The organism is Lysobacterales bacterium (assembly GCA_014946745.1).
Taxonomy (GTDB): Bacteria; Pseudomonadota; Gammaproteobacteria; order Xanthomonadales; family Xanthomonadaceae; genus Aquimonas.
Genome location: JADCRD010000003.1, coordinates 589,059 through 614,798, shown reverse-complemented (window position 1 = coordinate 614,798; position 25,740 = coordinate 589,059). Strand labels below are relative to the sequence as shown.

Genomic DNA, 25,740 nt, shown 5'->3' with positions numbered 1-25,740 from the left:
CGCACTTAGTCATCAAGGTTGATCCATGTTCATACCTATGCGCCCCATCCTGTGCGTGTTGGCCTGCCTGGGCTTCGCCAGTCCGTCGCAAGCAACCGAGTTGCAGCGCGGGGTGCTCGTGGACCCTGCCAATTCGCAGGTCCTGGTGATGCGCCCTGAGGGCGGCATTGCCGCCATCAACATCGCCAATGGCAAGCAGCGCTGGACGAGTCAGGCCGCCGACATGCCCGTCGCGCTGAGCGAGAACCGGGTGCTGGCCGTGGCTGAACCGGCGGAACGCGGACGTGTGCACTACGCCCTCATCGATGCCAGCTCGGGGGCTGTCGGTGGTCACGGATCCGCGCCTCTGCCGCACCCCGCTCGGGCACTCATCGACGACCGCCTGGGCGAGCAATTCCAGATCAAGGCCAGCAGTGCCAGCCTTGACTGGGCGTACCGGCACAGCCACATCAGCGGGGCTTTGCTGGCCGGCGATGACTGGGGCCCGACCCGCGATGGCGCTGCGCCGAAGAAAGCCCAGCCGGAGGACGCTTCGGTAGCGCTCGCGGGCAGTTTCAGCGTCGACTGGACGGATGCCAAGCTCTCGCCGGTGGCAAACAGCAAAGGCCTCGGGTCAGAAAAGCCGCGCCTTGTCGAAATCGGCCTGCCTCAGCCGGGGGCTGCACGGCGCTTCCACTCCGCCAGTAGCGCTCACACTCTGGTCTCAGAACCGATCTCTCAGGGTGGTTATCGCTGGACGCTGCAGGACAGCAAGGGGGCCGCGCTGGGATCGATCGACAGCCAGCACTCGTATCTGCCCTTCGAAGTGGTCGAAGGTGTGCTGCTGTTTGTTGAGCCCCTCAGCATTGCGTTCGAAGAGAACGACATTGACGTCCAGCGACCGGAGCTGCAGGCAATCAATCTGAGCGACGGCAAACGGCTGTGGCAGGCTGAGATTCGCGACACCGAGTTCCGCGGCCCCTACCCGCCTTGAAGCAAGCCGCTGGCGAATGCTGAGGTGACGCAGCCACTTCGGGCGATGCCAAGCGCCACTGCGGCAGTTGAAGCGTTGGCGTTTGCGAATCTCGCTGGTCGATGGGCGCCAGGATGGCGCGGATGGCTGCAGACGTAACCGCCGCACACGGGGATCGTCTCTGCGTTGCCCGTGCGTCGGGTCGACGACCACAGCCGCTGATTTCGACGCCAAACATCCGCACGAGAACGCCTTGATGGCAGCTTTCGCAGGATGTGCTTCAGCCCTTCCCACTTCGAGGTCTTCCAAGGATCCGCCGGTTCGCCCGCGAAGAGCGCGACGGCAGCGGGCATGGGCGCTTGACTCCTGGAGGATCGGGGGCGTGGGCGCCGGTCGGGCACTCGTGGGCCAAAGCGGCCCTCAGGCGCGCCAGGGCCGGATGCGCCCACCGGCTGCGGGTCGCGACAGGAGAGCCTCGACGGGCTGCGGTCATCTGCTAAGGTCCGCGCCGCCTTCTTCGAAGTCGATCTCTTGAAAGCGCCCACCACGTTGCTAATCACCAAGGACATTGCCGACGCCCTGAGAGCAGCGCGTGACAGGGGTGATGCAGGCCTGACGCTTTCCCTCGACCTCGGTCGGAGCACGGAGTGCCTAGCGCTTTCCTTCGAAGACTGGAGCGCCAGGGGGCAGCGCTTTCCCTATCCCTCGGCCCTGCGGGAACGCACGCTGTACTACTGGGATGAGGGCGAGTTTCTCCCGGTCCAGGTGTATTCGGGTTCGCTGATCAAGCTGGTGCCAACCGAATGGGGCGCGCCGACCTTCGAGATCGATGGCATCAAGATGCTGCCGACCTCGAAGCTCTCGCCCTTCGAGGACGCGCGGCGCAAGGTCAAACTGGTGCAGCCGCGCGGCAAGCGCCTGCTCGACACCTGCGGCGGCCTCGGCTACTTCGCTGCCTGTGCGCTGGAGCAAGGCGCCGCGCAGATCCTGAGCTTCGAGAAGAACCCCTCGGTGCACTGGCTGCGCAGACTCAACCCATGGTCGCCCGATCCATCTTCGGCCGAAGCGGCCGGCCGTCTGGAGCTGCGACAGGGTGACGTCTCGCTGGCGATCGCGGATCTGCCTGAGGCCGGCTTCGATGCGGCTCTGCACGATCCGCCGCGCTTCGGCATTGCCGGCGAGCTCTACTCGCAGGCGTTCTACGACCAGCTGGCGCGGGTGCTGAAGCCCGGCGGCCGCCTGTTCCACTACACCGGTGCGCCGAACCGGCTGACCAGCGGCCGCGACGTGCCGCGCGAGGTCTCGCGGCGTCTGGAGAAGGCCGGCTTCCGCGCCGAGCTGGCGCTGGACGGCGTGTTCGCGATCAAGGCCACGCGGCAGCACCGCTGACCCGCGGCGCTGCCACGCCTCAGGGCGCGAAGATCCACAGCAGCCCGCCGCCGATCAGGCCCACGCATAGCAGGCCCAAGGCGAAGGCCCAGAGCCGCTTGGGCTCGGTCCGCGTCAACGCCCCCACCACGGCGCCGATCAGCAGCAGCACCAGCAGCAGGGTGATCCACAGTCTCAGCATGGGGCGTTCCTCGTTGACGGCCGCGAGCCGGGGCACGCGGCAGGGCGGATTGGGGAGCCGCATCGGCTGCCGCCGCACTCTCCGATTCGGCGAGGGCCGGACGCAAGCCCCCGCCGCGCGTGACGCACAGGCATGACTTCCGGCACTGCGTGGTGTTGTAGTTATCTACAACACTAAACCCACCTGCTGCCCCGGATGCACACCGCAACCGCCGCCGAGCAGGACCTGCTGCGAGCGGATGACCGCGTGCAGGACACCGACTCCCGGCCAGCAGGACGCCGACCGGGAGTTCCGATCGGGACATGCGGCCGCGGCGATCCGCCCGGCACCGCACAAGGAGGATGCCCATGCGCAGCACGATGCTCACCCTTTCACTCCTGGCCTTCCTGGGCCTGGCCCCGCAGACCCTGCCCGCACAGACCCCGGCCACGGTGGCGATAAGCGCGGTTGCGGCTGCCGACCCGGCGATCCAGCTGCAGGAGCTGGTGCGCCAGTTCCGCAGCAACGATCTGGCGGCCCTGGTCCGCGGCAGCCTGCCGCCGTCGCACTACCAGCGCCTGCTCGACAAGTACGAAGAGGCCCGCCTCAAGCCAACCACCGAGGCACAGCGGGCGGAGTTCACCGAAGGCCTGCAGAAGCTGATCGCGCCGGACGCTGTCGACCAGCTGATGGCGGAGATCGAGCCCAAGCTGCGTGAGCGCGCGGCGCAGTCCGAAGGCATGATCCTGCTGGGTCTGGGCGCGATGAACATGGCCATCACCTCGCCGGACTCCGAGCTGACCGACGAGCAGCGCGAGATGCTGAAGCGCGCGCTGCCGGGCATCGAAGCCTGGATCATCGAGACCGACTTCTTCAGCGCCGACACCCTGCGTGAGGCCCTGAGCCTGTTCGCGGATGCGGCGCGTCGCACCGGCATCAGCGAGCTGGACCAGCTCAAGATGCTGAGCTTCGAGCAGCTGCTGGGCCACGGCGGGCGCATGTTGGCCGCCGGCAAGCAGGCGGTGAAGCTGTATGGCATCGACGTCGACGCCATCGCCTCGACCGCGCGCATGGAAGTGCTCGAGGTGGAGGGTGATGAGGCGCGCGTGCGTACCACCGTCACCGTGTTCGATGCGCCGCTGCAGTTCGAGCAGTCGCTGGTGCTGGTCGAAGGCCGCTGGTACACCAAGGAGGCCGCGGCCGACTGGAACGAACACGTGCACATCGAGCTCGGCGGCGACGAGCCGGTCGAGTCGGAAGGCTGAGGCCACTCACGCAAAGGCCGCGACCGGGCGCCTGGAGCCCGGTCGCGGCCTTTGCTGCGCAGGCTGACCCCACATCCATGGGACTTTCGGCGGTGTGCAGGCGAGGGCCGCGCCGCGACACTCGGGTTTGGCTTCCCTTTCCGCGAACCCCAGCGATGACTCGAACCGTCCTGTCCTGCCTGCTGCTTGCCGGCCTCGCCCTGCCCTTCGCCAGCGCGGACGCGCGCACGCCGCGCGAGGTGTCCGAGACCGAGGCCCGCGCCCTGCACACGCAGGTTCTCACTCTTGACACCCACGTCGACATCGGCCGCGGCTATGCGACCGAACAACTCGACCCCGGCCGTTTCACCCGCGCCCAGGTTGACCTGCCGAAGATGCGCGCCGGCGGCCTTGATGCGATGTTCCTGATCGTCTTCACCGGTCAGGGCGCGCGCGATGACGCGGGCTACGCGAAAGCCGCGGCCAGCGCCGAAAACAGCTACCGCGCGATCCGTCGCGCCATCGAGGCTTACCCGGACCAGATCGCGCTGGCCACCACCGCCGACGAGGTCGAGTCCATCCACGCCAGCGGCCGCAAGGTCGCGCTGATCGGCATGGAGAACGCCTATCCGCTGGGCCCCTCGATCGCGGGCATAGCGCTGTGGGCCGAGCGCGGCGTGCGCTACGTCGGCCTCACCCACATGGGCCACAACCAGTTCGGCGGCAGCTCGAATCCGAACCCGGCGCTGGGCGATGCCCCTGAGGACGAAGGCCTCACCGAGCTCGGGCGAGATCTTGTCAAGGCGCTGAACGATCTCGGCATCCTGGTCGACATCAGCCACGTCGGCAAACGCTCGATGCTGGAGGCCGTGTCGCTGTCGCGCGCGCCGGTCATCGCCTCGCACTCGGGCGCCGCGGGCCGCTACGAGAACGCTCGCAACCTCGACGACGAACAGCTGAAAGCGATCCGCGACAACGGCGGCGTCGCGCAGATGGTGGCCTTCCGTTCCTACGTGGCGGCGCTTGCGCCGGAGGTGGCCGCCGGCATCGCCGAGCTGCGCGCCACGCACATCGCCAAGGGGTGGGACGCCGCCAGCGAAGCCGACATCGCCGCCTACAACCAGGGTGTGCTCGACCTGCGCGCGCGCTATTCGGACGTCGGCCTCGACGCCTTTGTCGACCACATCGATTACGCGGTGGACCTCATCGGCGTGGACCATGTCGGCATCGCCTCGGACTTCGACGGCGGCGGCGGCGTGGTCGGCTGGGACAATGCGGCCGAGACGCTCAACGTCACCTGGGAACTGATGCGCCGCGGCTACGGCGAAGACGAGATCCGCAAGCTCTGGGGCGGCAACGTGCTGCGCATCCTGCGCGCGGCGCAGGATGCGGCCGAAGCGGACTGAGCGCCCGCGCAAACCAGCGCTTGCCCAGCCCTCCGCGCGCTCCGCCTGACGCCTGAAGGCAGGGCCCGCCCTGGCTTCGCGGCGGCTTGCGCGCGCTGAGCCCCTGCATCGACTCGCCGGCCCATTGGCAGGCGCGCCATCGCTCTCCCACTCCCAGGCGCGTTCGTAACTCGGAGAAGACGCGCATACGCACGCAGACTCCGCGGCTTGCGGCGGCTGGGTCGACTGCCCCTCCGGGCCGGGCTTCAGTTGCGATCAATTCTCATTTAACTCTACACTTGCCGCCCGCCGCGCCACGCTGAGTGCGCGCGGCCCCGCGGGTACCCAGCCGTTCGAGTGGGACTGTGCAGCTCGCTCCGGATCGACCGCGCGCTCGGGTCATGCACGACCGATCGCGTTCGCCTCCGAGGCCAGTCGCCACGGTCCACAGCCAGGCCCTCACGACAACACGCCTGCCTTTCGACCGGAGTTACGCAATGCCCTCCCCGTCCCACAGCGCGCCGCTGTATGCGGCCCTGCTCGCTGCGTTCGCCCTTCCCGCCCAGGCCGAATCGGTCCTCATCGAAACCGCCGACGGCGCCAGCGCGCCCGCCGAACAGCTGGATCGCGTCGACGTACAGGGCAGCACGCCCGACCGCTACCGCGCCGAAGCCGGCGGACTCAAGCTGCCGGAACCGCTGCGCGATGCGCCGCGCGCGGTCAGCGTGGTGCCGAACGCGGTCATCGAGACCCAGGGCGCGATCAATCTCGCCGACGCCCTGCGCAACGTGGCGGGCCTCACGCTGGCCTCGGGCGAGGGTGGGTTCAGAGGCGACAACATCAGCCTGCGCGGTTTCGGTGGGCGCACCGACATCTACCTCGACGGCGTGCGCGACAACGGCCAGTACGCCCGCGACACCTTCGCCACCGAGCAGGTCGAAGTCTTGAAGGGCGCCGCCGCCATGCAGTTCGGCCGCGGTGCCGCCGGCGGCGTGGTCAACACCGCTTCAAAGCGCCCGCAGGCCGAAGATTTCCAGCGCGTCGATCTCAGCCTGGGCGCGCACAGCCTGCAGCGCGCCGTGCTCGACTTGAACGAAAGCGTCAACGAAGCCGCGGGCCTGCGCGTGGCCGCGCTCTACCACGACGCCGACAGCTTCCGCGATACGGTGTTCGTCGAGCGCCGAGGCGTGGCCCCCAGCCTGGGCCTGAGCCTCGGCGATACGACACGCCTTGAGGCGAATCTGCTGTGGCAGACCGAGGATGGCGTCGCCGACTACGGCATCCCCTGGCACCTGCCCTCAGGCACGCCCGTCGACGTACCGCGCGGCAATCACTATGGCCTTGGCCGCGACTCCTTCAGCCAGTACGACGTTCTGAGCAGCCGCGTGGCCCTGAGCCACGGCTTCGCCAACGGCGCCGAGCTGCGCCACACGATGAGCTTCAGCGATGTCGAACGCCTGCACCGGATGGTGCGGCCGAACGCGCTCACCGCCGCCACTCTCGATGCCAGCACCCCGGTGACGCGCAACCACACGCTGACCGGCACCACCCAGAACAATTTCTACAACCAGACCGATCTGGCCTTCAGCGCGAACACCGGAGCGATCAGCCACGAGATCGCGCTTGGCCTCGATCTCGGCCGCGAAGATTTCAGCAACCGCGCGCGCGCCGGTCTGGCCGCGCTGCCGCCGGTGCCGCTGCTGAACCCGGGCTCGGTGCGCGTCAGCGTGCCGCTGCCCAGTTCGCTGGAGGGCGCCGCGCTGTCGACCTACAGCAAGACCGCGACCGATACGCGCGCGCTCTATCTGCAGGACAACCTCAAGCTGAGCGAGCAGTGGCGGCTGCTGGCTGGCCTGCGCCACGACCAGTTCGAGGCGCGGGTGAGCAACGAACTCACCGGCGCCGTGCTCGAACGCGAGGACGACATGACGGCCTACACGCTCGGCGCGGTCTACCAGCCCAGCGAGAAGGCCGCTTGGTACGCCAACGCCTCGAACGCCTTCAACCCCTCGGCGGAAACCTTCGGCTTGAGCGAGAGCTCGGCCCAGCTCGACCCCGAAGAGACGCGCAATCTCGAAGTCGGCTTCAAGTACACGCCCCTCGGCGATCGCCTGCTGGTCGATGTCGCCCTGTTCTCCCTCGACAAGTTCAACGCCCGCGACGTCGATCCCGGCAACACCGCGGTGCAGACCCTGGACGGCCGCCAGCGCAGCCGCGGCGTGGAGCTGGGCATCTCGGGGGCGATCACCGAGGCCTGGCACGTCTTCGGGGGCGTCGCTCTGATGGATCCGGAGATCATCGAATCCAACCAGACCAACAGCGGCGTTGCGATCGAAGGCAATCGCCCGGCCAATGCGCCGCGACGCAGCGCCAGCCTGTGGAGCGTCTACGAGTTCGGTGGCGGCTTCGAGCTGGGTGGCGGCGCCTTCCACGTCGGCGAGCGTTTCGCCAACACCGGCAACACGCTGGCCGTCCCCGCCTACACGCGCTGGGATGCCTATGCCGGCTACCGCACGAAGCGCTGGCGAGTGGCGCTGAACGCCTACAACTTGGCGGACACCGAGTACTTCGAGTTCGCGCACCCGGTGTTTCTCACCCCGGGCGAAGGGCGCAGCTGGCGCCTGAGCTTCAGCTACGCGTTCTGATGCCGCTGGAAAGGACGCCGGGCCCGCGCCCGGCGTCCTGCATCGCCAACCTCACTGCAAGACTGACCAGACATGCTTCTGCCCATCCCCGATGTGCTCACCGCGGACGAGCTGGCCTTCGCCCGCGACCTGCTCGCCCGCGCGCCCTGGGCCGACGGCCGCATCACCGCCGGCCACCAGTCGGCCCAGGTCAAGCGCAACCAGCAGCTGCCGGAGGACTGCGAGGCTGCGCAGGTGCTGGGTGAGCGGATCGTTGGAAAGCTGTCTGCGCATCCGCTGTTCATCGCCGCTGCGCTTCCGCACGCGATCTTTCCGCCGCTGTTCAATCGCTACGGCGAGGGCATGGACTTCGGCCACCACATCGACAACGCCATCCGCGGTGAGACGCGCAAGCTGCGCACGGACCTCTCCTGCACGCTGTTCTTGAACGGCCCCGAGGAGTACGAGGGCGGCGAGCTGCTGATCGAGGACTACCACGGCACCCAGCGCATCAAGCTCGCGGCCGGCTCGATGATCCTCTATCCGGCGACCACCCTGCATCGCGTGGCGCCGGTGACGCGCGGCGAACGCATCGCCTCGTTCTTCTGGGTGCAGAGCCTGGTCCGCAGCGGTGAGCAGCGCCGCCTGCTGCTCGATCTCGATCTCAACATCCAGGGCCTGCGCCGCCGCCACGGCGACAGCGCGGAGCTGGTGCAGCTGTCGGGCGTCTATCACAACCTGATGAGGCAGTGGGCGGAGCTCTGAACCCACACCGCGCCGGGTGAGCGAGGGCCCACGCACCAGCACGCTGCGGGCGCCGCGATGCGTTCGCGGCCGAGCTCTGCTACGGTCCCGAGCCTTCCATTTTTCGAGCCCGAGCCCGATGACGCTTCCGAAACTGGCCCTGCTGCCCGCCCTGTGTCTGCTCGCGGCCTGCGGCAACGATGCGCCTCCCGCCAGCAGCACTGCAGCGCCGGCACCGACGACCGCGGCCGCCGCACCTGCCGCCGCCGAAGCGCCGGTGGCTCCCGCCGAGCGCGCAGCCCCCGATGCCTTCCTCGACGCCCTGCGCCAACACTGCGGCCAGGCTTTCGCGGGACGCATCGTCACCAACGTGCCGGCGGAGCCGAACGACCCCTTCGAGGGCAAGGCGCTGGTGATGCATGTGCGCGAGTGCGGCGACACCGAGGTCAAGCTGCCCTTCCACGTCGGCGACGACCGTTCGCGCACCTGGGTCATCACCCGCACCGAGACCGGCCTGCGACTCAAGCACGACCATCGTCATGCCGACGGCAGCGAGGACGCGATGACCCAGTACGGCGGCGACACCGCGAGCGAGGGCAGCGCGCTGCGCCAGGAGTTCCCGGTCGATGCCTTCAGCATCGACCTGTTCAACGCGCAGGGCCGGGCGGTCTCCACCACCAACACCTGGGCGATCGAGATCGAGCCGGGCAAGCGCTACCTGTACGAACTGTCGCGACCGGGCGGCCGCCTGTTCCAGGTCGAGTTCGACCTGACCACGCCGGTCGACATCCCGCCGACGCCCTGGGGCCATGCGCCGCTGCCCGGCGACGGTGAGAAACGCGCGGAAAGCTGATCGCGGCGGGGCTGCGACGAGGCAGGCTGCTCCGCTCTCCCTGCGCCTTGACCGATCGAGGAGAACGGAGCCTAGGGCAACACGGACCAAGTCCCTCCTGGCCTTGATCCGTGGTCGCGCGTCCGGCGCATGTCCGGACGCGTTCGGCCGCTGCGCGGCGACGCCTCCGCTTCGCTCGGTCGAGCTGGATCAAGCACGTGCCTGCTGGATCCGCGGGCGCGCCATCCCTCGCGCGCCGGAAGCTCCAACAAATCAGAGCTTCCCTCGCGATCAGCCCGGCCGCGTGGCCAGCATCAGCACGCCGGCCACCGGCTCGCCCTTTTCGAGGCGGATGGCGACCTGCTGCTCCGCAATCCCAACGAAACCACAGGCTGCCAGCTGCGCGCGCAGCGCTGCAGGCGCGTGGCGGTAGCGGCCGGTCTCGGCCGGCAGCTCGGTGGCATCGCCGGCGCTGCGCTCGATCGAGAATGCGAAGCCGCCACCCGGCGGCAGGCGCTCGAAGGCCGCGGCGAACACGGCCGCCAAGTCGGCGAAATAGACGAACACGTCGGCGGCGACGATGAGGTCCCAGCGCTGATCGAGTCCGCGCAGGAACTCCAGCACCTCGGCGGCGTAGAGCGCGCGGTAGAGGCCCTTGGTGCGCGCCACGTCGAGCATGCGGGTCGACAGATCAACGCCATCGATGACGCGGCCCTCGGCCGCCAGCTCGACCGCCATCAGGCCGGTGCCGCAGCCGAGGTCGAGCACGGTCGCGAAGGCATCGCCGGCCTGTTCGCGGATGAACGCCGCGAGCCGCGCCGGCGTGGCATAGCCGAGTTTGCCGACGAGGGTGCTTTCGAAATGGCCGGCGAAGTCGTCGAACAGGCGTCGGATGTAGTCGCTTTCCACCTCGCTCGGCAGCTCACCGGTGAGCGCCGCCAGAAAGTGGGCAACCACTTGATCCTGGGGATCGCGCTGCTGCGCCTGCGCGAAAGCCGCGCGGGCGGCCTCGCGCTGGCCGCACTTGAGCTGCGCGCGGCCCAGCCAGGCCCAGGCCTGGGCATCGCCGTGGCCGTCCGCAATCAGGGCCTCGATCGAGCGCACCGCCGCCTCGGCCTGCTCGTGCAGCAGCTGGGCGACCGCGTGCTCAAGGCGCAGCTCCGGGTCCTGCGGCTGCAGCGCCAGCGCGCGACTGCGGCATTCAAGCGCAAGATCGACGTTGCCGACGGCCGCGTTGGTCGCGGCCAGGCCGCGCCAGGCCTCAAGCAAAGCGGGCTGGGCGTTCACCAGCTCGGCGAACGCCGGCCCGGCCTCGCTGTAGCGGCCCAGCCGACGCAGGGTCTGGGCGCGGTGCAGGGACAAGGCCGGGTGTCCAGGAGCGAGCTGGAGGCCGCGCTCGAAGGCCGTGAGCGCTTCTTCAAGCTCGCCCGTTTCCAGCGCAGCGAGCCCCAGCGCGTTCCAGCCCGACAGGCGCTGCGGATCGGCCGCGGTCGCGCAGCGCGCCGCCATCACCGCGGGTTCGCGCTGGCCGCTGCGCCGCAGCGCCAGCGACGCGTTCACCGCCAGCTCGGCGTCGCGCGGCTCGGCCTTGGACAGCGGCACCAGCACAGCGGCGCCTTCCGCCCAGCGTTCGCGCTGCAGCAGCAGCACGCCCAGCATTCGCCCGGCGCTGGCCGGCTGGGTCGGCAGCAGGGCCCGATAGGCCTGCTCGGCCTCGTCGAGGCGCCCGGCGCGGTGGAGGTTCATGGCGGCGTCCAGCTGGGGGGTGCTCATGCGACGACAGGGTCCGGTGCTTTCGCGAAAGCCGGCGAGAATAGCCCGGATGCCGCATTGCCGCAGGCGGTCCGCGGGCCTACGCTATGCGGCCCGCGCGACCGGCCCTGAGCCGGCCGCCGCGCCTCCTCCCTTTCCCAAGCTGATCGCGTCCGCGCCAAGCGCGGCGCCCCGGAGCTGCCATGCGTACCCACTTCTGCGGTCTCGTCGACGAGGCCCTGCTCGGCCAGAGCGTCACCCTCTGCGGCTGGACCGATGTCGCCCGCAACCTCGGCGGCGTCTGCTTCATCGACCTGCGCGACCACGAGGGCGTGGTGCAGGTGGTGGTCGAGCCCGACCAGGCCGCCCTGTTCGAGGTCGCGGCCAGCCTGGGCTATGAGGACGTGCTGCGCGTGGTCGGCACCGTGCGTGCGCGCCACAGCGTCAACGAGCGCATCCGCTCGGGCCGCGTCGAGATCGTCGCCAGCGAAATCGAGATCTTGAACAAGGCCGGCAAGCTGCCCTTCTACGGCCACGAGAACCCGGGCGAGGATTCGCGCCTGAAGTACCGCCACCTCGACCTGCGCCGCCCCGAGATGCAGCGCATGATGCGCACCCGCATCAAGCTGGTGCAGGCCCTGCGCCGGCATCTGGACGCCGCCGGTTTCCAGGATATCGAGACGCCAATCCTGACCAAGGCCACGCCCGAAGGCGCGCGCGACTACCTGGTGCCCTCGCGCGTGCACGGCGGCCAGTTCTTCGCCCTGCCGCAGTCGCCGCAGCTGTTCAAGCAGCTGCTGATGATGGCCGGCTTCGATCGCTACTATCAGATCGCCCGCTGCTTCCGCGACGAGGACCTGCGCGCCGACCGCCAGCCGGAGTTCACCCAGCTCGACATGGAGTTCGCCTTCGTCCGCGAGCGCGACGTGCAGGACTTCGTCGAGGACATGATCCGCCGTGTGCTGCGCGAGGTCGACGGCATCGAGCTGGCCAATCCCTTCCCGCGCATGACCTATGCCGAGGCCATGCGCCGCTACGGCTCGGACAAGCCCGACCTGCGCATCGACCTTGAGCTGGTCGACATCGCCGAGGCCGTGCGCGGCTGCGAGTTCAAGGTCTTCGCCGAATGGGCCGAGCACGCCGACGGCCGCGTGGTCGCGCTGCGCGCGCCGCAGGCGCAGCTCTCGCGCAAGCAGATCGACGACTACGCGGCCTTCGTCGCGCGCTACGGCGCCAAGGGCCTGGCCTGGATGCGCGTCGACGACATCGCCAAGGGCCGCGAAGGCATCAACTCGCCGATCGCGAAGTTCCTCTCTGATGAGGCCATCGCCGCGATCCTCAAGCTCGCGAATGCGGAGAACGGCGACCTGCTGTTCTTCGGCGCCGGCACCTACAAGGTCGTCAGCGACTTCATGGGCGCCCTGCGTCTCAAGCTCGGCCGCGACCTCGGCCGCGTCGATAACGCCTGGAAGCCGCTGTGGGTCACCGACTTCCCGATGTTCGAGTGGGACGAAGAAAGCGGCCGCTACGTCGCCCTGCACCACCCCTTCACCGCGCCTGCCGTCGACGACATCGCCGACCTGCGCGCGAACGCGAAGATCGCGGTCAGCCGCGGCTACGACATGGTGCTGAACGGCAACGAGATCGGCGGCGGTTCGATCCGCATCCACCGCACCGATATGCAGGCGGCCGTGTTCGAGCTGCTCGGCATCGAGGCCGAAGAGGCCCAGCTCAAGTTCGGCTTCCTGCTGGAGGCGCTGAACCACGGCGCGCCGCCGCACGGCGGCATCGCCTTCGGCATCGACCGCATCGCCGCGCTGATCGCCGGCACCGAGTCGATCCGCGACGTGATCGCATTCCCGAAAACCGCGAGCGCGCAGTGTTTGCTGACCTCGGCGCCTTCGTCGATTCCGGCCGCACAGCTCAAGGAGCTGTCGGTCAAAGTCGATCTTCCGCAGGGCTGAGCGGCGGTGACGGAGTCGCCGCGCCCGCGTGTGCTGCTGCTGCACGGGCTCTGGCTGCGTGGGCTGACCCTGCTGCCGCTGCGCGCGCGCCTGCGCGCGGCGGGCTTCGAGGCCGAGTATTTCGACTACCGCTCGGTGTTGGCCAGCCCGCACGAGCATCTCTCGCGCCTGCAGCGTCGCCTCCGCGACTGGCCGGGCGAAGGTCCGATCCACCTGATCGGGCACAGCATGGGTGGGCTGCTGTCCGTCGAGTGCGCGCGCGCGCATCCGGAGCTGCCGATCGGGCGGATCCTCTGCCTCGGCTCACCCCTGACCGGCAGCAGCACGGCCGCGGGAGTGGCCGCGCGCGGACCGCTGGGGCGCGTGCTGGGCAAGGCCGTGCACCTGCTGCGCGAAGGCGTGCTGCCGCTGCCCGAAGGCTTCGAGGTTGGGGTGATCGCCGGCACGCTGCCGCTGGGCCTCGGCCATTGGTTCGGCCGCTTTGAAGGGGCGCACGACGGCACGGTCACCGTGGCCGAAACGCGGCCGCCAGGCTTGGTCGATCATGTCGTAGTGCGCACCAGCCACACCGGGCTGATCTACTCGCAGGAGGTCGCGCGGCAGGCAGCACAGTTTCTGCGCGAGGGGCGGTTCGAGCGCTGAGGCGGATCGGGGTCGCGCGGTGGTCGGCGCAGGTTCGAGGCCAGAGTGGGCGCGGGCCCACCCCATGCGAATCGAGGCACTCCGCGCGTTGAAGCTGCGGCGTCACGCGCCTTCGTTGGGTTCGCCCGTGGTGCGCTTTGAGCTGAGGTCGACGACGCACCAAGCGCGCACGGATTGAGGGCTCGCCGCCTAGGTAGGCTCGATCCACACCAGGCTGGCCATGCGCCCGCTGCGGCCGTCGCGCCGGTGCGAGAAGAAGGCTGCGGGTTCGCTGATGGTGCAGCGCCCGCCCCCGTGTACGGCCTGCACGCCCACCGCAGCGAGCCGCAGCCGCGCCAGCGCATAGAGATCGCAGAGCCAACGGCCCGCTCGGGTCGCGACGAAGGCGCTGGCCGCCGCCATATCACGCCCAACGAAGGCCGCACGCACTTCCTCGCCCACTTCGTAGGCCTGCGGCCCCGCAGCGGGGCCGAGCCAGGCGATGAGATCGCTCGGCGCGCTGCGCATCGCCGCCACGGTGTTCTCCAGCACGCCCGCGCACAGCCCGCGCCAGCCCGCGTGCGCCGCGCCGACTTCGCTGCCATCGCGCGCGGCGAACAGCACCGGCAGGCAGTCGGCGGTCAGCACGGCCAAGACCACGCCGGGCGTCGAAGTGACCGAGGCATCGGCTTCGATCTCGACCGCACTCGGCGCGTCGAAGCGCCAGACCCGGGTGCCGTGCACCTGGCGCAGCCAGCAGGGTGCGGAGGGCAAGGCGCCCGCCCAGCCCAGCGCGGCGCGATTGGTGGCGACCGCCTGCGGCTCATCGCCGCAGTGCGCGCCGAGGTTGAAGTCATCGAACGGCGGCTTGGATACACCGACGTTCAAGCCGCGCCGAAGGGTGCTGAAGCCGCGTATGTGGGAATGCGCAGGCCAGTCGGCGTCAAGCCTCACCGAAGCCCGCGCCTGCGCGTCGAGCGCACGTTCGAGGGGCTGACGGATGCGCGGATCGATCACGGCCGCCTCAGCGCTTGAGCGAAGCTTCGGCCAGATCGACCGCCAGCGCATCGAGCAGGGCCTGCAGATCGGTCGGCCGCGGCGCTTCCACGTCGACGGTCTCGCCGCTGCGCGGATGCGCAAACGCGATGCGCTCGGCGTGCAGGGCCTGGCGCTTGAAGGCGCGAAGAGCCTCGACGAATTCGGGCGCGGCGGCCTTTGGCAGCTTCAGGCCACCGCCGTACAGCGGATCGCCCAGCAGCGGATGGCGAAGATGCGCCATGTGCACGCGGATCTGATGCGTGCGGCCGGTTTCCAGGTTCACCTGCAGGTGGGTGTGCGCGCGAAAGCGCTGGCGCACGCGGTAGTGGGTGATCGCGGGCTTGCCGTCCTCGACCACGGCGCGACGCAGGCGATCGACCGGGTGACGGTCGAGCGGCGCATCGACGGTGCCGCCCGCCACCAGCACACCGTAGACCACGCACTCGTACTGCCGATGCACCTCGCGCGCGGCCAGCTGCTCAACCAGGCCTGCGTGCGCCTGGGGCGTACGCGCGATGACCAGCGCGCCGCTGGTTTCCTTGTCGAGCCGATGGATGATGCCGGCGCGCGGCAGCGCGCTCAGGCGCTCATCGAAATGCAGCAGGGCATTGACCAGGGTGCCGGCCGGGTTGCCCGCGCCGGGGTGCACCACCAGGCCCGCGGGCTTGTTGACCACCAGCAGGTCGGCGTCCTGATAGAGGATGTCGAGCGCGATGTCCTGCGGGGCGGCGTGTTCGACCGTCTCCAGCCGCACGGTGAGTCGCACCCGCTCGCCGCCGTTGACCGGCTCTTTGGGTTTCGCCGTGCGGCCTTCGATCAGGGCGTCGCCGGCCTTGATCCAGGCTGCGAGACGCGAGCGCGAGAACTCGGGCAGGGCCTCGGCCAGGGCCTGGTCGAAGCGCAGGCCTGCCGAGCCGACCGCCAGGGTGAGTTCGCGGACTTCGATCGAGGCGTCGTCAGCGGGTGTTCCAGAGGGATTCATCGATTGCGCGCTTTAGTGGGCGCCCGATACGCGGTCAGGCCAGAGCCCGGGCCGCGCCGGAAGCGGGCTGCTATGATGCCCGACTCGCCTTCGCCCCGAACAGGAACGCGTTCCGCATGACCCTGACCGCCGGACTGCCCCGCCTGCTGCTGCTCAGCCTGCTCGCCCTGATGCTTTCGGCCTGTGGCCGATTCGGCAAGGACGACCCGCTGGAGACGCTGCCGGTCGAGGGCCTGTATGCCGAGGCGAAGTCCGCGCTGGAGCGCGGCAACCTGCCCAAGGCCGAGCGCTACTACAAGCGCCTGATCGCACGCTTCCCCTTCGGTCCCTACACCGAGCAGTCGCAGATCGAGCTCGCTTACGTGTACTACCGCAACAGCCAGTCGGAAGAGGCCACCTCGGCGGTGGGCCGCTTCATCCGCACGTACCCGACGCACCCGCACATCGAGTACGCCTACTACCTGCGCGGTCTGATCAACTTCGACCGCGAGCGCAGCGTGTTCTCGCGCATCGGCGGCCTCGACATGACCCGCCGCGACCAGGGCGCGCCGCGCCAGGCGTTCAACGATTTCGCCGAGCTGATCCAGCGCTATCCCAATGGCCGCTACGCCGCCGACGCCCGCCAGCGCATGATCTTCCTGCGCAACCAGCTGGCCCGCTACGAGATCAACGTCGCCACCTACTACCTGAAGCGCCGCGCCTACGTGGGTGCCATCAACCGCGCGCAGTTCATCCTGGAGAACTACCCGCAGTCGGAGTTCAGCGGCGATGCCGTGGCCGTGCTGGCCGAGAGCTACCGCCAGCTGGGACAGACCACGCTGGAAGCCGATGCCCGCCGCGTGCTGGAGCTGAACCACCCGAACCACGCGTATTTCGAAGGCGGCTGGCCGCGTGAGCAGGCCAAGTGGAAGCAGCTGATTCCCTTCATGGGCGAGACGCGCGGCTGAGCTCGCCGCGTCGTCCGGTTGAACCCGAAGGCCGCGCTTGCGCGGCCTTCTTCTTTTTCGCCTTCCGCTCGTCCGTCGAAAGAGGGCCTTCCTGGGCGTTTCTGGCGTCGGCAGTACGGCGCAGGCCACTACCGCTTCACGACAGGCGACGCGCCCAGGCGATTGCGTCGCGGCTCCCACCCGCTGCAGCCCGGCCTCGCGGGCCGGGCTGCTCTTCGCCCGTCAGCCGCACACGCTGCCGCGCACCACGGGAATCTCGGCTGCGCCGTGCGTGCCCTGGAAGCCGAACTCCACCGTCTGACCCGGCTGAATGCTGGCGTTCCAGCTCAGGTTCGAGGCCGAGTAGGGGTTGCTGCCGCTGAGGTTGGCGTTCCAAGCCCCGCTCAGACGGGTGGTGCCCGCATAGGTCCAGCTCACCGACCAGCCGGAAATGGCGCGCGTGCTGCGATTGGTGATGCGGATCGCGCCGGTGAACCCGGCCCCCCAGTTGTTGGTGATCACATAGCTGCAGCTTGCCGCCGGCGCCGAGCTGCTAGAGGAGCTGCTGCTGGAAGAGCTGCTGGAAGAGCTGCTGGAGGAAGAGCTGCTGCTCGACGAGTTGCTGCTCGACGAGTTGCTGCTTGACGAGCTGCTGCTGGAGGACAGGCTGCTCGACGAACTGCTGCTGGCGCTGCTGCTGGACGCGCTGCTGCTCGATCCCGACCCCGGGCCCGCGTTCGGATTCGCACCGACGAAACTCAGGGCCGGCGCGGGCGGCGGCGTCATCCCGTCGCCGAGGAAGAAGCTCGGGTGCGGCGGCTGGTTGTAGCCCACGTTCTGCCAGGCGATGGCCACGCGGTACTGCAGGTCATGCATCAGGGTGCGCAGGCGGTGGCCGGTGGGTGCGGTGGTCGAGAACACCAGCAGCTGGGTGTTGTTCGAGTGCCGCCAGATCACCTCTTCGCGCCAGTCGCCGAGCAGGTCCGCCGACAGCCCCGGTGTGGCCTTGGTGCTGTTGTTCGACGCCGCCCCGCTGTCGTGCGCACTGAGCAGTCGCGCGCTGCGGCTGCTGCTGTGGTCCCACTTGTCGATCATGGTGTTGTTGAGCTGCTCCCGCAGCAGGTCGCCGTCCCACCACACCGCGAAGTTGGTGGAGGCCGGCTTGGTCGCGCTGATGGCCAGCCCGGTCGGCGAGTTGATGCCGCCCACGCTGGCCCAGCTCTCGGCGCCAGGATGGCGCGGGTCGATGTCCATGATCACCCCGCGGCCAATGTCGCCACCGCCCTGGAAGCCCCACAGGATCTGGCCCGTGCGGGCGTCGTGCATCTGCACGCCGTTGTTGCCGTAGCTCGCTGGCGACTCGTGGATCATGAACACTTCAAGGCCCGGTCGGCCCGGCTGGAAGTCGCCGACATGCAGCGCATCGCCGTGGCCCAACCGGGTCGAATACATCAGGCTGCCGTTGTCGTTGAGCGTGGCCGAGCCGTAGACGATCTCATCGCGACCGTCCTGGTCGACATCGGCAATGCTCAGGCTGTGCGCGCCCTGGCCGGCCGCAGCGCCATTGCCGCTGGCATTGCTGTCGAAGGTCCAGCGACGGCTGAGGCTGCCGCCGCGCCAATCCCAGGCGGCAACGACCGCGCGGGTGTAGTAGCCGCGGGCCATGATCAGACTGGGGCGGGCACCGTCCAGATAGGCCACACCGGCGAGGAAGCGATCGACGCGGTTGCCGTAGCTGTCGCCCCAACTGCTGACGGTGCCGCGCGCGGGCACGTAGTCCACCGTGCTCAGCGCTGCGCCGGTCTGGCCGCTGAAGATGGTCAGGTACTCAGGGCCCGTCAGCACGTAGCCGCCGCTGTTGCGGTAATCGGCGTTGGCGTTGCTGCCGCCCAGCACCGTGCCGACCCCGTCGCGAGTGCCCGGCGCGGTTTTCATCGCCACTTCGGCCTTACCGTCGCCGTCCAGGTCGTAGACGATGAACTGCGTGTAGTGCGCACCAGCGCGGATGTTCCTGCCGAGATCAATCCGCCACAGCCGCGTGCCGTTCATCCGGTAGGCGTCGACGAAGACGTTGCCGGTGTAGCCGGACTGCGAGTTGTCCTTGGCATTGGAGGGGTCCCACTTGACCACGACCTCGTACTGCCCGTCGCCGTCGAGATCGCCCACGCTGAGATCGTTGGGCGAGTAGGTGTAGGCCTCGCCGCTGGGCGTCGTTCCGGCCGCCGGACGGCTGAGGTTGATCGTCCAGTAGGGGTTGGACCAGGTCGGCTTGGCCGGGTTGGCCGCGCGCTCGACGCCGTTCACCACCGGCCGCACCGTGTAGGCCGCGCTGGTGCTGCCGGCAGCGTCGAAGAAGCTCGTGCTGGCGGTGATCGGCGAGCCGTTCAGGCGGGTGCCGTTGCGGTAGACGTTGAAGCCGATCGCGCTGGGATCGTCGCCGAGCAAACGCCAGCTTACGAAGATGCCGTTGCCTGAAGGCAGGGCGACCACACCGCGGTCCAGGTATTCAGCCTGGCGTGCCGCCAGAGCGGGTGCGGTGAGCGTGCAAGCCAACAGGCCGGTGCCAATGGCAAGGCGCAGGGCGGCGGTGAGCGAATGTAGAAGCATGGCGGACAGTTCTCCGGAATTCGTTCGACGATCGATGAAGTTCAGGCGCCGGACGCAGCGGCGCAGCAAGGGCCCAGGGGCGGGCAACCCGATCGATGCGACGCAGGCCGACGCCGCGCAGGTCGGAGGACCCACGCGCAGCCAGCCTCGACATCTCGGAATGCGCAGCCCCCTGCGCGAGCAGGCCGCGACACGCGCCCGCTCTCCCCGCCGCCATGCTGCACGCAGAAACATTTGGTCACATCGCCGTTCATGCCCCCGACGCAACCGCTCGTCGCCCGGACCCGAGATCCCTCACGTTCGCCGACGTTCGTCGCGCGCCACCGGTGTCAGGCGTCGATGTCTACCGGGATCATCGGAACTCCCGATACGCACAGGCGGCGCGCGGGTAGAGCTTTCAGCAGCGTCAACCGCCGCAACGGGGGCGCGATGCCAGACGCTCAAGGCGGTGGGCGGAGTCAGCTCGCCTGAAGCGCTATGGCGGCGGACGAGCCCTTGGCGCGCACCGTCAGCTCGCATGAGCACCGGCTACCGGGCGAGCACCGACGCGAAGCACAGCAAGAGCGAACGCGCGAAGCCTTCGATCAACCGCGGTGGGATCTGGCCATCTTTGCGGAGGCGGTGTTCTCAGGGCGGCTGGCGGTCCTCCCACGTCAACGGAACGCGGATGATGCCGCTCTGCGACGCCATTCGCGGCATTGGCTTGGCACACGAAACGGCTATGCAAGAAGGCGGCGCTTGGCTCTGCCCCATTTCGCTCGAGGGCGCGAAGCTCGGCGATTGTTCTGCAACTCGATCAAGGAACCACAGCCCCATGTTCACGCTGTACGAAGACTGGCGAGCACTCGACGGCGATGACGCCGCTGAGATCCAGAACATGCTCGCGGCCCACCGTCGCTATGCGGCGTATCTCGAAGAGAACTGCGCTCGATTCCCGGTTTCGGCATTCGAGTACGCTTCGGCGCCATGGCGCAACAACTTCAGCGATCATCGCGCACCACACGATGCCTGGGTTGCAAGCATCCACTTCATTGATCGCTCGCTCCCGACAGCCGGTGGAGAACGAGCAACAGATCTGGAACTCGTGTTGCTGGGCGCTTACCACGACGGGTATCTGCACCTGAGGTATCGCGGAGTCCGCTCCTTCCAACTTTCCTCGAAGCATGCGGATACATCCCCGACCGAGGTATATCGCGACGAAGTGCGACTCTCTGACCGGGGTCTCGTGCTTCACGAGATCGAGTTTCTAGGCAGAGACAACTGGCTGATCGAGTGCCGGGACATCGAGTTCGAATGGCGACCTACGTCCTCGCCCTGAAACACCTTCCAGCGGCGTGTGCCTTCCAACGCCAAGACCGGACATCTCAGACATGAAGCTATACGGACACCCCGAGACCCGCGATGGCGATTCTCCTCACCGACTCAGTGAAGTTGCTCTCTGCGCGTCCCCCGAAGCGCTGCGTAGGATCGCCAGCTTTCTGCACCACTGCGCATCGGAGATGGAGCGCATGGGAGCCCGCTACGACCACATCCATCTCTCGGATCGACTTCCCGAATTCGAGGACTCGCCTCACCTGATCGTCGCCCGGGAGTAGGACGTCCGAGAGCGTCGGGGCGCGCGAGGCACACCTCACCCCCACCCCGAACAGATCGGATAGCGCCGCTCGCGCCCGAATGCGCGACGCGACACCTTCGGGCCCGGCGCGGCCTGGCGGCGCTTGTATTCACTTCGGAACACCAGCCTGGCCACGCGATCGACTGTCGCCGCGTCAAAGCCCTGCGCAGTGATCTCGGCCTGCGACTGCTCAAGATCGACGAAGCGATAGAGGATAGCGTCCAGCAGCTCGTAGGGCGGCAGCGAGTCCTGGTCGACCTGGCCGGGCTTGAGCTCGGCCGACGGCGCGCGCTCGATCACGCCGCGCGGAATGACTTCGGCCTCGCGATTGCGCCACTCGGCCAGCGCGTAGACTTCGGTCTTGTAGACATCCAGCAGCGGCGCGTAGGCGCCGCACATGTCGCCGTAGATGGTGGCGTAGCCGACCGCGTACTCGCTCTTGTTGCCGGTGGTGAGCAGCAGCGCGCCCTCCAGATTCGACAGCGCCATCAGCAGCGCACCGCGCGAGCGCGACTGCAGATTCTGTTCGGTCAGATCACTGTCGCGGCCTTCCAGCAGGCCGTCGAGGCTGCCGAGGAAACCCGCAAACGGCGGCTCGATCGGCAGGGTCAGCAGGCGCACGCCCTGCCGCTGCGCCTGGTCTGCGGCGAGGTCCTGGCTCAGGTCCGAGGTGTAGCGCGATGGCAGGCGCACGGCGCTGACCTTTTCGGGTCCCAGCGCATCCACCGCAACCGCCAGCACCAGCGCCGAATCGATGCCGCCGGACAGGCCCAGCAGCACCTTCGAGAACCCGCTCTTGCGCACATAGTCGCGGGTGCCGCGGACCAGCGCGCCCCAGGTCTGCGCGGCGCGTGAGGTCGCAGCGTTTTGTGGCCACAGCATCGGCACCAGCTGGCGCTTTGCGGCATCGAAGCCGGCCAGCAGCAGGTGTTCGGCGAAGCTCTCCGCCGGCGCGTGCACGCTGCCGTCGCCATCGGCGAGCTGGCTGGCGCCGTCGAACACGACCGAATCCTGCCCGCCCACCGCGTTGGCATAGGCGATGGCCACGCCGCTCGCCGCCGACTGGCGCCCCAAGAGCGCCGCGCGCTCGGCCAGCTTGTCGGCCTCATAGGGCGAGGCGTTGGTGACGACGCAGAGCTGCACACCCTGACGCGCTCGCTCGGCCAGCGGTGCGTCGTGCCAGACGTCCTCGCAGATGAGCAGGCCGACGCGCACGCCGGCGACCTCGAACACACCGGCGCCAGCGGCGTCATCACTGGCATGCGCGAAGTAGCGCTTCTCGTCGAACACCGCGTAGTTGGGCAAACGCTGCTTGACGTAGCGGGTGATCAAGCGGCCCTCGCCAATCACGCTGACGACGTTGTACAGCGCCCCTTCGATGCGCTGCGGATGCCCGACCACGGCGGTGATGCCCTGCACCTGCGGGATCAGCGCATCGACCACCGCTTCGCAGGCCTCCAGAAAGCTGGGCCGCAGCAGCAGGTCCTCGGGCGGGTAGCCGCAGATCGCGAGCTCGGGAAACACCACCAGATCGGCCGCCAGTTGGTCGCGCGCCTGCTCGATCAGGGCGCGGATGCGCGCGGCATTGGCGGCGACGGCACCGACGGGGAAATCGAACTGGGCGAGGGCGAGGCGCATGGGAGGGTGGTCGCGAGTGCTGGCCGATGAGTTTAGTTTGCGCAACGGAGCCGCGGCGCGATGACGCGTCCGGGTCACGGGAAAGATCGAGCGCGAACCTCTCCGCGCAGGTCACACGACTGTGAGATTCCATCGCCTGCTGGCGAACAACGCTGCATGGGCCGCTCAACCCGACCACCGCAAGCGAGGACTCCGTGACTCCCACCGCCACCATCGATCGTCTGCACGGCCTGGACGCCCTGCGCGGCTTCGCCTTGCTGCTGGGCATCGCCCTGCACGCCAGCATGTCCTACCTGCCGGGCGCGGAGACCTTCTGGATCGTCGCCGAAGGCCAGGCTTCACTGGCGCTGGGCGGGTTCTTCTTCTGGGTGCACAGCTTCCGCATGAGCCTGTTCTTCCTGCTGGCCGGCTACTTCGGCCGACTGCTGCTGGAGCGCCGCGGGTTCGGCGGCTTCGTGCGCGATCGCCTGCGGCGCATCCTGCTGCCGCTGCTGGCCTTCTGGTTTCCGCTGCTGGTGGCGGTGATCGCGGTGGTGGTGTGGGCGGCATGGCTGAAGCACGGCGGCGAGTTGCCCGAGCAGGAGCAGCCGCCGCTGTCGGCGGAGAACTTTCCGCTGATGCATCTGTGGTTCCTGTACCTGCTCTGTCTGTTCTATCCGGCCGCGCTGGCGCTGCGCGCGCTGCTGGCCTGGAGCGAACGCGGAGGCCGCGTGCAGGCTGCGTTGGATGTCTTGATGCGCGCCGTGCTCGGCCCGCGTGCGGCGCTGATCCTCGCTCTGCCCGTGGCCGCTGCGCTGGCGATGCGCGAAGGCTGGTGGCAGTGGTTCGGCATTCCGACGCCGGATCAGTCGCTGTATCCCTCGGCCGCGGCCCTGCTCTGCTACGGGCTTGCGTTTACGGTCGGCTGGGCGATGCAGCGGCAGCCACCGCTGCTGCAGTCGCTCGCTCGGCGCTGGCCGCTGAATCTTGCCCTGGCCCTGATCGGCCACATCGCCTGCATCGCGCTGATCGGCCTGCAGTCGCCGGCGGCAGCCGCCGAACACGGCGCGCCGCTGACCTGGCTGTACGCCTATGCCAATGGGCTCTGCGCTTGGGGCTGGACGCTGGCGCTGCTGGGCCTGGCCCTGCGCTATCTGGAGCGCGCGCACCCGGCCTCGCGCTATCTGGCGGAGTCCTCGTACTTCCTCTATCTCGCCCACCTGCCGGTGGTGATGGCGGCGCAGGTGCTGGCCAGTCGGGTGCAGGCGCCCTGGTGGGTCGAGTATCCCGTGGCGCTGGCTCTGAGCCTCGCTGCTCTGCTGGCGACCTATCAGCTCGGCGTGCGCCACACCGCTCTCGGGCGCTGGCTCAACGGTGGCTCGCCGCGACGCGCACAGGCCCCGGCGGTAGCCTCGGAAACTTCGCCGTGACCCGCGATCAGCAGACCGCCTTTCTCGAAGCCCTCGATCGCCACAAGGGCCTGCTCTACAAGGTCGCGAACGCGTATTGCTCGCGCCGTGAGGACCGCGGCGATCTCATCCAGGACGTGATCGCCGAGCTTTGGCGGGCCTGGCCGAAGTTCGACGGCCGCGTCGCCGTCTCGACCTGGATGTACCGGATCGCGATGAACGTGGCGATTTCCCTGCACCGCGGCGAGTCGCGGCGGATCCGCGACGCGCTGCCGATCGAGGACTTCGGCATGGACCTCGCCGCCGCCGACGCGGTGCTCGACGCCGAAGGCGATGACCTGCGCGCCCTGCACCAGCTGATCGCGCGCCTGGACCCCATCGATCGCGCCCTGATCCTGCTGTGGCTGGAAGGGTATTCGCAGGACGACATCGGCGAGCTGCTGGGCATGAGCACCAGCAACGTCTCGACCCGCATCCACCGCATCAAGCAACGGCTGCAGCGCGACTACGCGGCCTCGGAGGCACACCCATGAATCCGCTCGACCTAGACACCCTGCGCGGCCGCTGGGCCGACCAGGGCCGCGCGCTGGATCAGCGCCTGCACCTGGATCTGGCCGCCGTGCGCGCGCAGCTCGATCGCCGCACCGCTTCGGCCTTTCGCCGACACCGCGGTTGGCTCATCGCGGGCCTCGCGCTGGCGGTTCCGATGTCGCTCGGCCTGCTCGTCTTCATCGCTTCGCACTGGGGCCAGTGGGCCTGGGTGCTGATGGGCGTTGCTCTGCTGGCACTGGCGTTTGGCGAAGTCCTGGTGGGCCTCAGCGAGTGGCTGGCGCTGCGCCGTCTCGACCTGAGCGCGCCCAGCGTCGAACTGCAGCAGCGCCTGGATCGGCTGCAATCACGTCGCCAGCGCCAGACCCGACTGCTGCTGTCCTGCAGCCTGCTGCTGTGGCTGCCGCTGCTGGCGGTGCTGCTGAAGGGCCTGTTCGGCGGCGATCTGCTGCGCGGTCTGCCTGCCAGCGTGTGGTGGGTGAACCTCGGCCTGGGGCTCGCCTTCATCCCGCTCAGTCTCGGCGCAGCCGCGTGGTGGCGCAGGCGCTTCGCGACGAGCACACGCTCCGCCCGCGCCGGTGATGGCGACAGCTGGACGCGCGCGCGCGTGGAACTCGATGCGCGACTCGCCTTTGATCTCGATGCCGAGCGCGACCCCGAAGCCGCCCTGCAGTCGCAGACGCTGCCCGACGACCTGCGTGCCGACGTCGCCGCCCTGCGCCGTCGCCTGCTGCTCGGCATCCTCGCCTGTGCGGCCGGACTGGTCGCGATCGGCCTGTTCCATGCGGCGCACGCCGGCCTGCCGCAGTTCATCGTGCCGGGCGTGCTGATCAACCTCTGGCTGGTCGCGCAGTTGGCGCCCACGATCCAGCTGCGCCTGGCGCTGAACCCGCTGCCGGGCGGCCTGCCCGCCTTCCGTGCGCGGCTGGCATCGGCACTGCAGCTGCGCCGCCGCTTCGCCATCGGCGGCGTGATCGGGCTCCCGCTGATGGTGCTGATGCTGGTGCAGGTGGTGGTGCAGACCGCATCTGCCGTGGACCTGGTCGCCGCCTTGGGAGCGCCTGCGAGCGGCGCCTTGCTGGGCTTCGCTGCGATTTTCACGGCGCTGCTGGTTCTTCAGGCGCGGCGCGGGGCGAAACGGATGTCCGCATGGGCGGACGCGCTGAGCGGGTTCGCGCTGGTTCGCGGCGAGGCACTATTGAGCTGCAGCAGGGTGCCGGACTAGCAGCTTGTTGAAAAACTCCCTTCCGGGGAGTTTTTCAAGTCGGCGGTCCGGCGCAGGTCCGTACCGCCTCACGACAAATCAATCGCTTACGCGCTTGCTTCGTCG

General features: G+C 68.9%; 20 protein-coding genes. 14 read left to right on the top strand and 6 right to left on the bottom strand.

What is annotated here, in order from left to right; translation table 11 throughout:
- Positions 1-37: 37 nt before the first annotated feature.
- On the top strand, positions 38-973 hold the full coding sequence (locus tag H4O13_18280) for a hypothetical protein (GenBank protein ID MBE5317343.1): 936 nt from the start codon (positions 38-40) through the stop codon (positions 971-973).
- Between the two features lie 510 nt (positions 974-1,483).
- Complete coding sequence (locus tag H4O13_18275) at positions 1,484-2,341, top strand: SAM-dependent methyltransferase (GenBank protein MBE5317342.1); 858 nt, start codon at positions 1,484-1,486, stop codon at positions 2,339-2,341.
- A gap of 19 nt (positions 2,342-2,360) precedes the next feature.
- Here H4O13_18275 and H4O13_18270 read toward each other — a convergent pair whose 3' ends face one another.
- Positions 2,361-2,522 (bottom strand): hypothetical protein, encoded by a 162-nt coding sequence (locus H4O13_18270; protein ID MBE5317341.1) that lies wholly within the window; start codon positions 2,520-2,522, stop codon positions 2,361-2,363.
- 347 nt (positions 2,523-2,869) lie between these two features.
- Here H4O13_18270 and H4O13_18265 point away from each other — a divergent pair, with 347 nt between their 5' ends.
- The 5 genes from H4O13_18265 (at position 2,870) to H4O13_18245 (ending at position 9,351) form a co-directional block, all read left to right on the top strand.
- The gene (locus H4O13_18265; GenBank protein ID MBE5317340.1) at positions 2,870-3,766 is read left to right on the top strand and encodes a hypothetical protein; all 897 of its coding nucleotides are present in this window, start codon (positions 2,870-2,872) and stop codon (positions 3,764-3,766) included.
- Positions 3,767-3,921: 155 nt separating this feature from the next.
- Positions 3,922-5,151, top strand: a complete 1,230-nt coding sequence (locus H4O13_18260; GenBank protein MBE5317339.1) for a membrane dipeptidase — start codon at positions 3,922-3,924, stop codon at positions 5,149-5,151.
- A 476-nt stretch (positions 5,152-5,627) separates the two neighbouring features.
- The gene (locus H4O13_18255) at positions 5,628-7,775 is read left to right on the top strand and encodes a TonB-dependent siderophore receptor (protein ID MBE5317338.1); all 2,148 of its coding nucleotides are present in this window, start codon (positions 5,628-5,630) and stop codon (positions 7,773-7,775) included.
- Positions 7,776-7,847: 72 nt separating this feature from the next.
- The gene (locus tag H4O13_18250) at positions 7,848-8,519 is read left to right on the top strand and encodes a Fe2+-dependent dioxygenase (protein MBE5317337.1); all 672 of its coding nucleotides are present in this window, start codon (positions 7,848-7,850) and stop codon (positions 8,517-8,519) included.
- A gap of 118 nt (positions 8,520-8,637) precedes the next feature.
- Positions 8,638-9,351 (top strand): hypothetical protein, encoded by a 714-nt coding sequence (locus H4O13_18245; GenBank protein ID MBE5317336.1) that lies wholly within the window; start codon positions 8,638-8,640, stop codon positions 9,349-9,351.
- A gap of 270 nt (positions 9,352-9,621) precedes the next feature.
- On the opposite strand, the gene H4O13_18240 is transcribed toward H4O13_18245, so the two are convergent.
- Entirely contained in the window at positions 9,622-11,103 is a 1,482-nt protein-coding gene (locus H4O13_18240; protein MBE5317335.1) for a tetratricopeptide repeat protein, read from the bottom strand.
- Positions 11,104-11,285: 182 nt separating this feature from the next.
- Between H4O13_18240 and aspS the strand changes: the two genes are divergently transcribed.
- Positions 11,286-13,046 (top strand): aspartate--tRNA ligase, encoded by a 1,761-nt coding sequence (gene aspS / locus H4O13_18235; protein ID MBE5317334.1) that lies wholly within the window; start codon positions 11,286-11,288, stop codon positions 13,044-13,046.
- Positions 13,047-13,076: 30 nt separating this feature from the next.
- On the top strand, positions 13,077-13,688 hold the full coding sequence (locus tag H4O13_18230; GenBank protein ID MBE5317333.1) for an alpha/beta hydrolase: 612 nt from the start codon (positions 13,077-13,079) through the stop codon (positions 13,686-13,688).
- A 189-nt stretch (positions 13,689-13,877) separates the two neighbouring features.
- Here H4O13_18230 and pgeF read toward each other — a convergent pair whose 3' ends face one another.
- Positions 13,878-14,735, bottom strand: coding sequence for a peptidoglycan editing factor PgeF (gene pgeF / locus H4O13_18225; protein ID MBE5317332.1), 858 nt, complete (start codon positions 14,733-14,735; stop codon positions 13,878-13,880).
- The gene (rluD, locus tag H4O13_18220) at positions 14,692-15,687 is read right to left on the bottom strand and encodes a 23S rRNA pseudouridine(1911/1915/1917) synthase RluD (GenBank protein MBE5317331.1); all 996 of its coding nucleotides are present in this window, start codon (positions 15,685-15,687) and stop codon (positions 14,692-14,694) included. The genes pgeF and rluD overlap by 44 nt, the downstream gene beginning before the upstream one ends.
- 116 nt (positions 15,688-15,803) lie before the next feature.
- On the opposite strand from rluD, the gene H4O13_18215 reads away from it, so the two are divergent.
- Positions 15,804-16,634, top strand: a complete 831-nt coding sequence (locus H4O13_18215; protein MBE5317330.1) for an outer membrane protein assembly factor BamD — start codon at positions 15,804-15,806, stop codon at positions 16,632-16,634.
- A gap of 222 nt (positions 16,635-16,856) precedes the next feature.
- Here the strand turns inward: H4O13_18215 and H4O13_18210 are convergent, their stop codons facing one another.
- Entirely contained in the window at positions 16,857-19,220 is a 2,364-nt protein-coding gene (locus H4O13_18210) for a cellulose binding domain-containing protein (protein MBE5317329.1), read from the bottom strand.
- 814 nt (positions 19,221-20,034) lie between these two features.
- Here H4O13_18210 and H4O13_18205 point away from each other — a divergent pair.
- Positions 20,035-20,538 (top strand): hypothetical protein, encoded by a 504-nt coding sequence (locus H4O13_18205; GenBank protein ID MBE5317328.1) that lies wholly within the window; start codon positions 20,035-20,037, stop codon positions 20,536-20,538.
- Positions 20,539-20,850: 312 nt separating this feature from the next.
- On the opposite strand, the gene H4O13_18200 is transcribed toward H4O13_18205, so the two are convergent.
- Positions 20,851-22,473 carry an NAD+ synthase gene (locus tag H4O13_18200; GenBank protein MBE5317327.1) on the bottom strand — a complete coding sequence of 541 codons (1,623 nt, stop codon included), beginning with the start codon at positions 22,471-22,473 and terminating at the stop codon, positions 20,851-20,853.
- A 194-nt stretch (positions 22,474-22,667) separates the two neighbouring features.
- Here H4O13_18200 and H4O13_18195 point away from each other — a divergent pair, with 194 nt between their 5' ends.
- From H4O13_18195 to H4O13_18185, 3 genes are read left to right on the top strand one after another with little or no spacing between them, the layout of a single operon-like run.
- A complete protein-coding gene (locus H4O13_18195) occupies positions 22,668-23,882 on the top strand; it encodes an acyltransferase family protein (protein ID MBE5317326.1) in 1,215 nt (404 codons plus the stop codon).
- Positions 23,879-24,394, top strand: a complete 516-nt coding sequence (locus tag H4O13_18190) for a sigma-70 family RNA polymerase sigma factor (GenBank protein MBE5317325.1) — start codon at positions 23,879-23,881, stop codon at positions 24,392-24,394. The genes H4O13_18195 and H4O13_18190 overlap by 4 nt, the downstream gene beginning before the upstream one ends.
- Entirely contained in the window at positions 24,391-25,635 is a 1,245-nt protein-coding gene (locus H4O13_18185) for a hypothetical protein (GenBank protein ID MBE5317324.1), read from the top strand. Before H4O13_18190 ends, H4O13_18185 begins: the two co-directional genes overlap by 4 nt.
- The last annotated feature ends 105 nt before the right edge of the window (positions 25,636-25,740 follow it).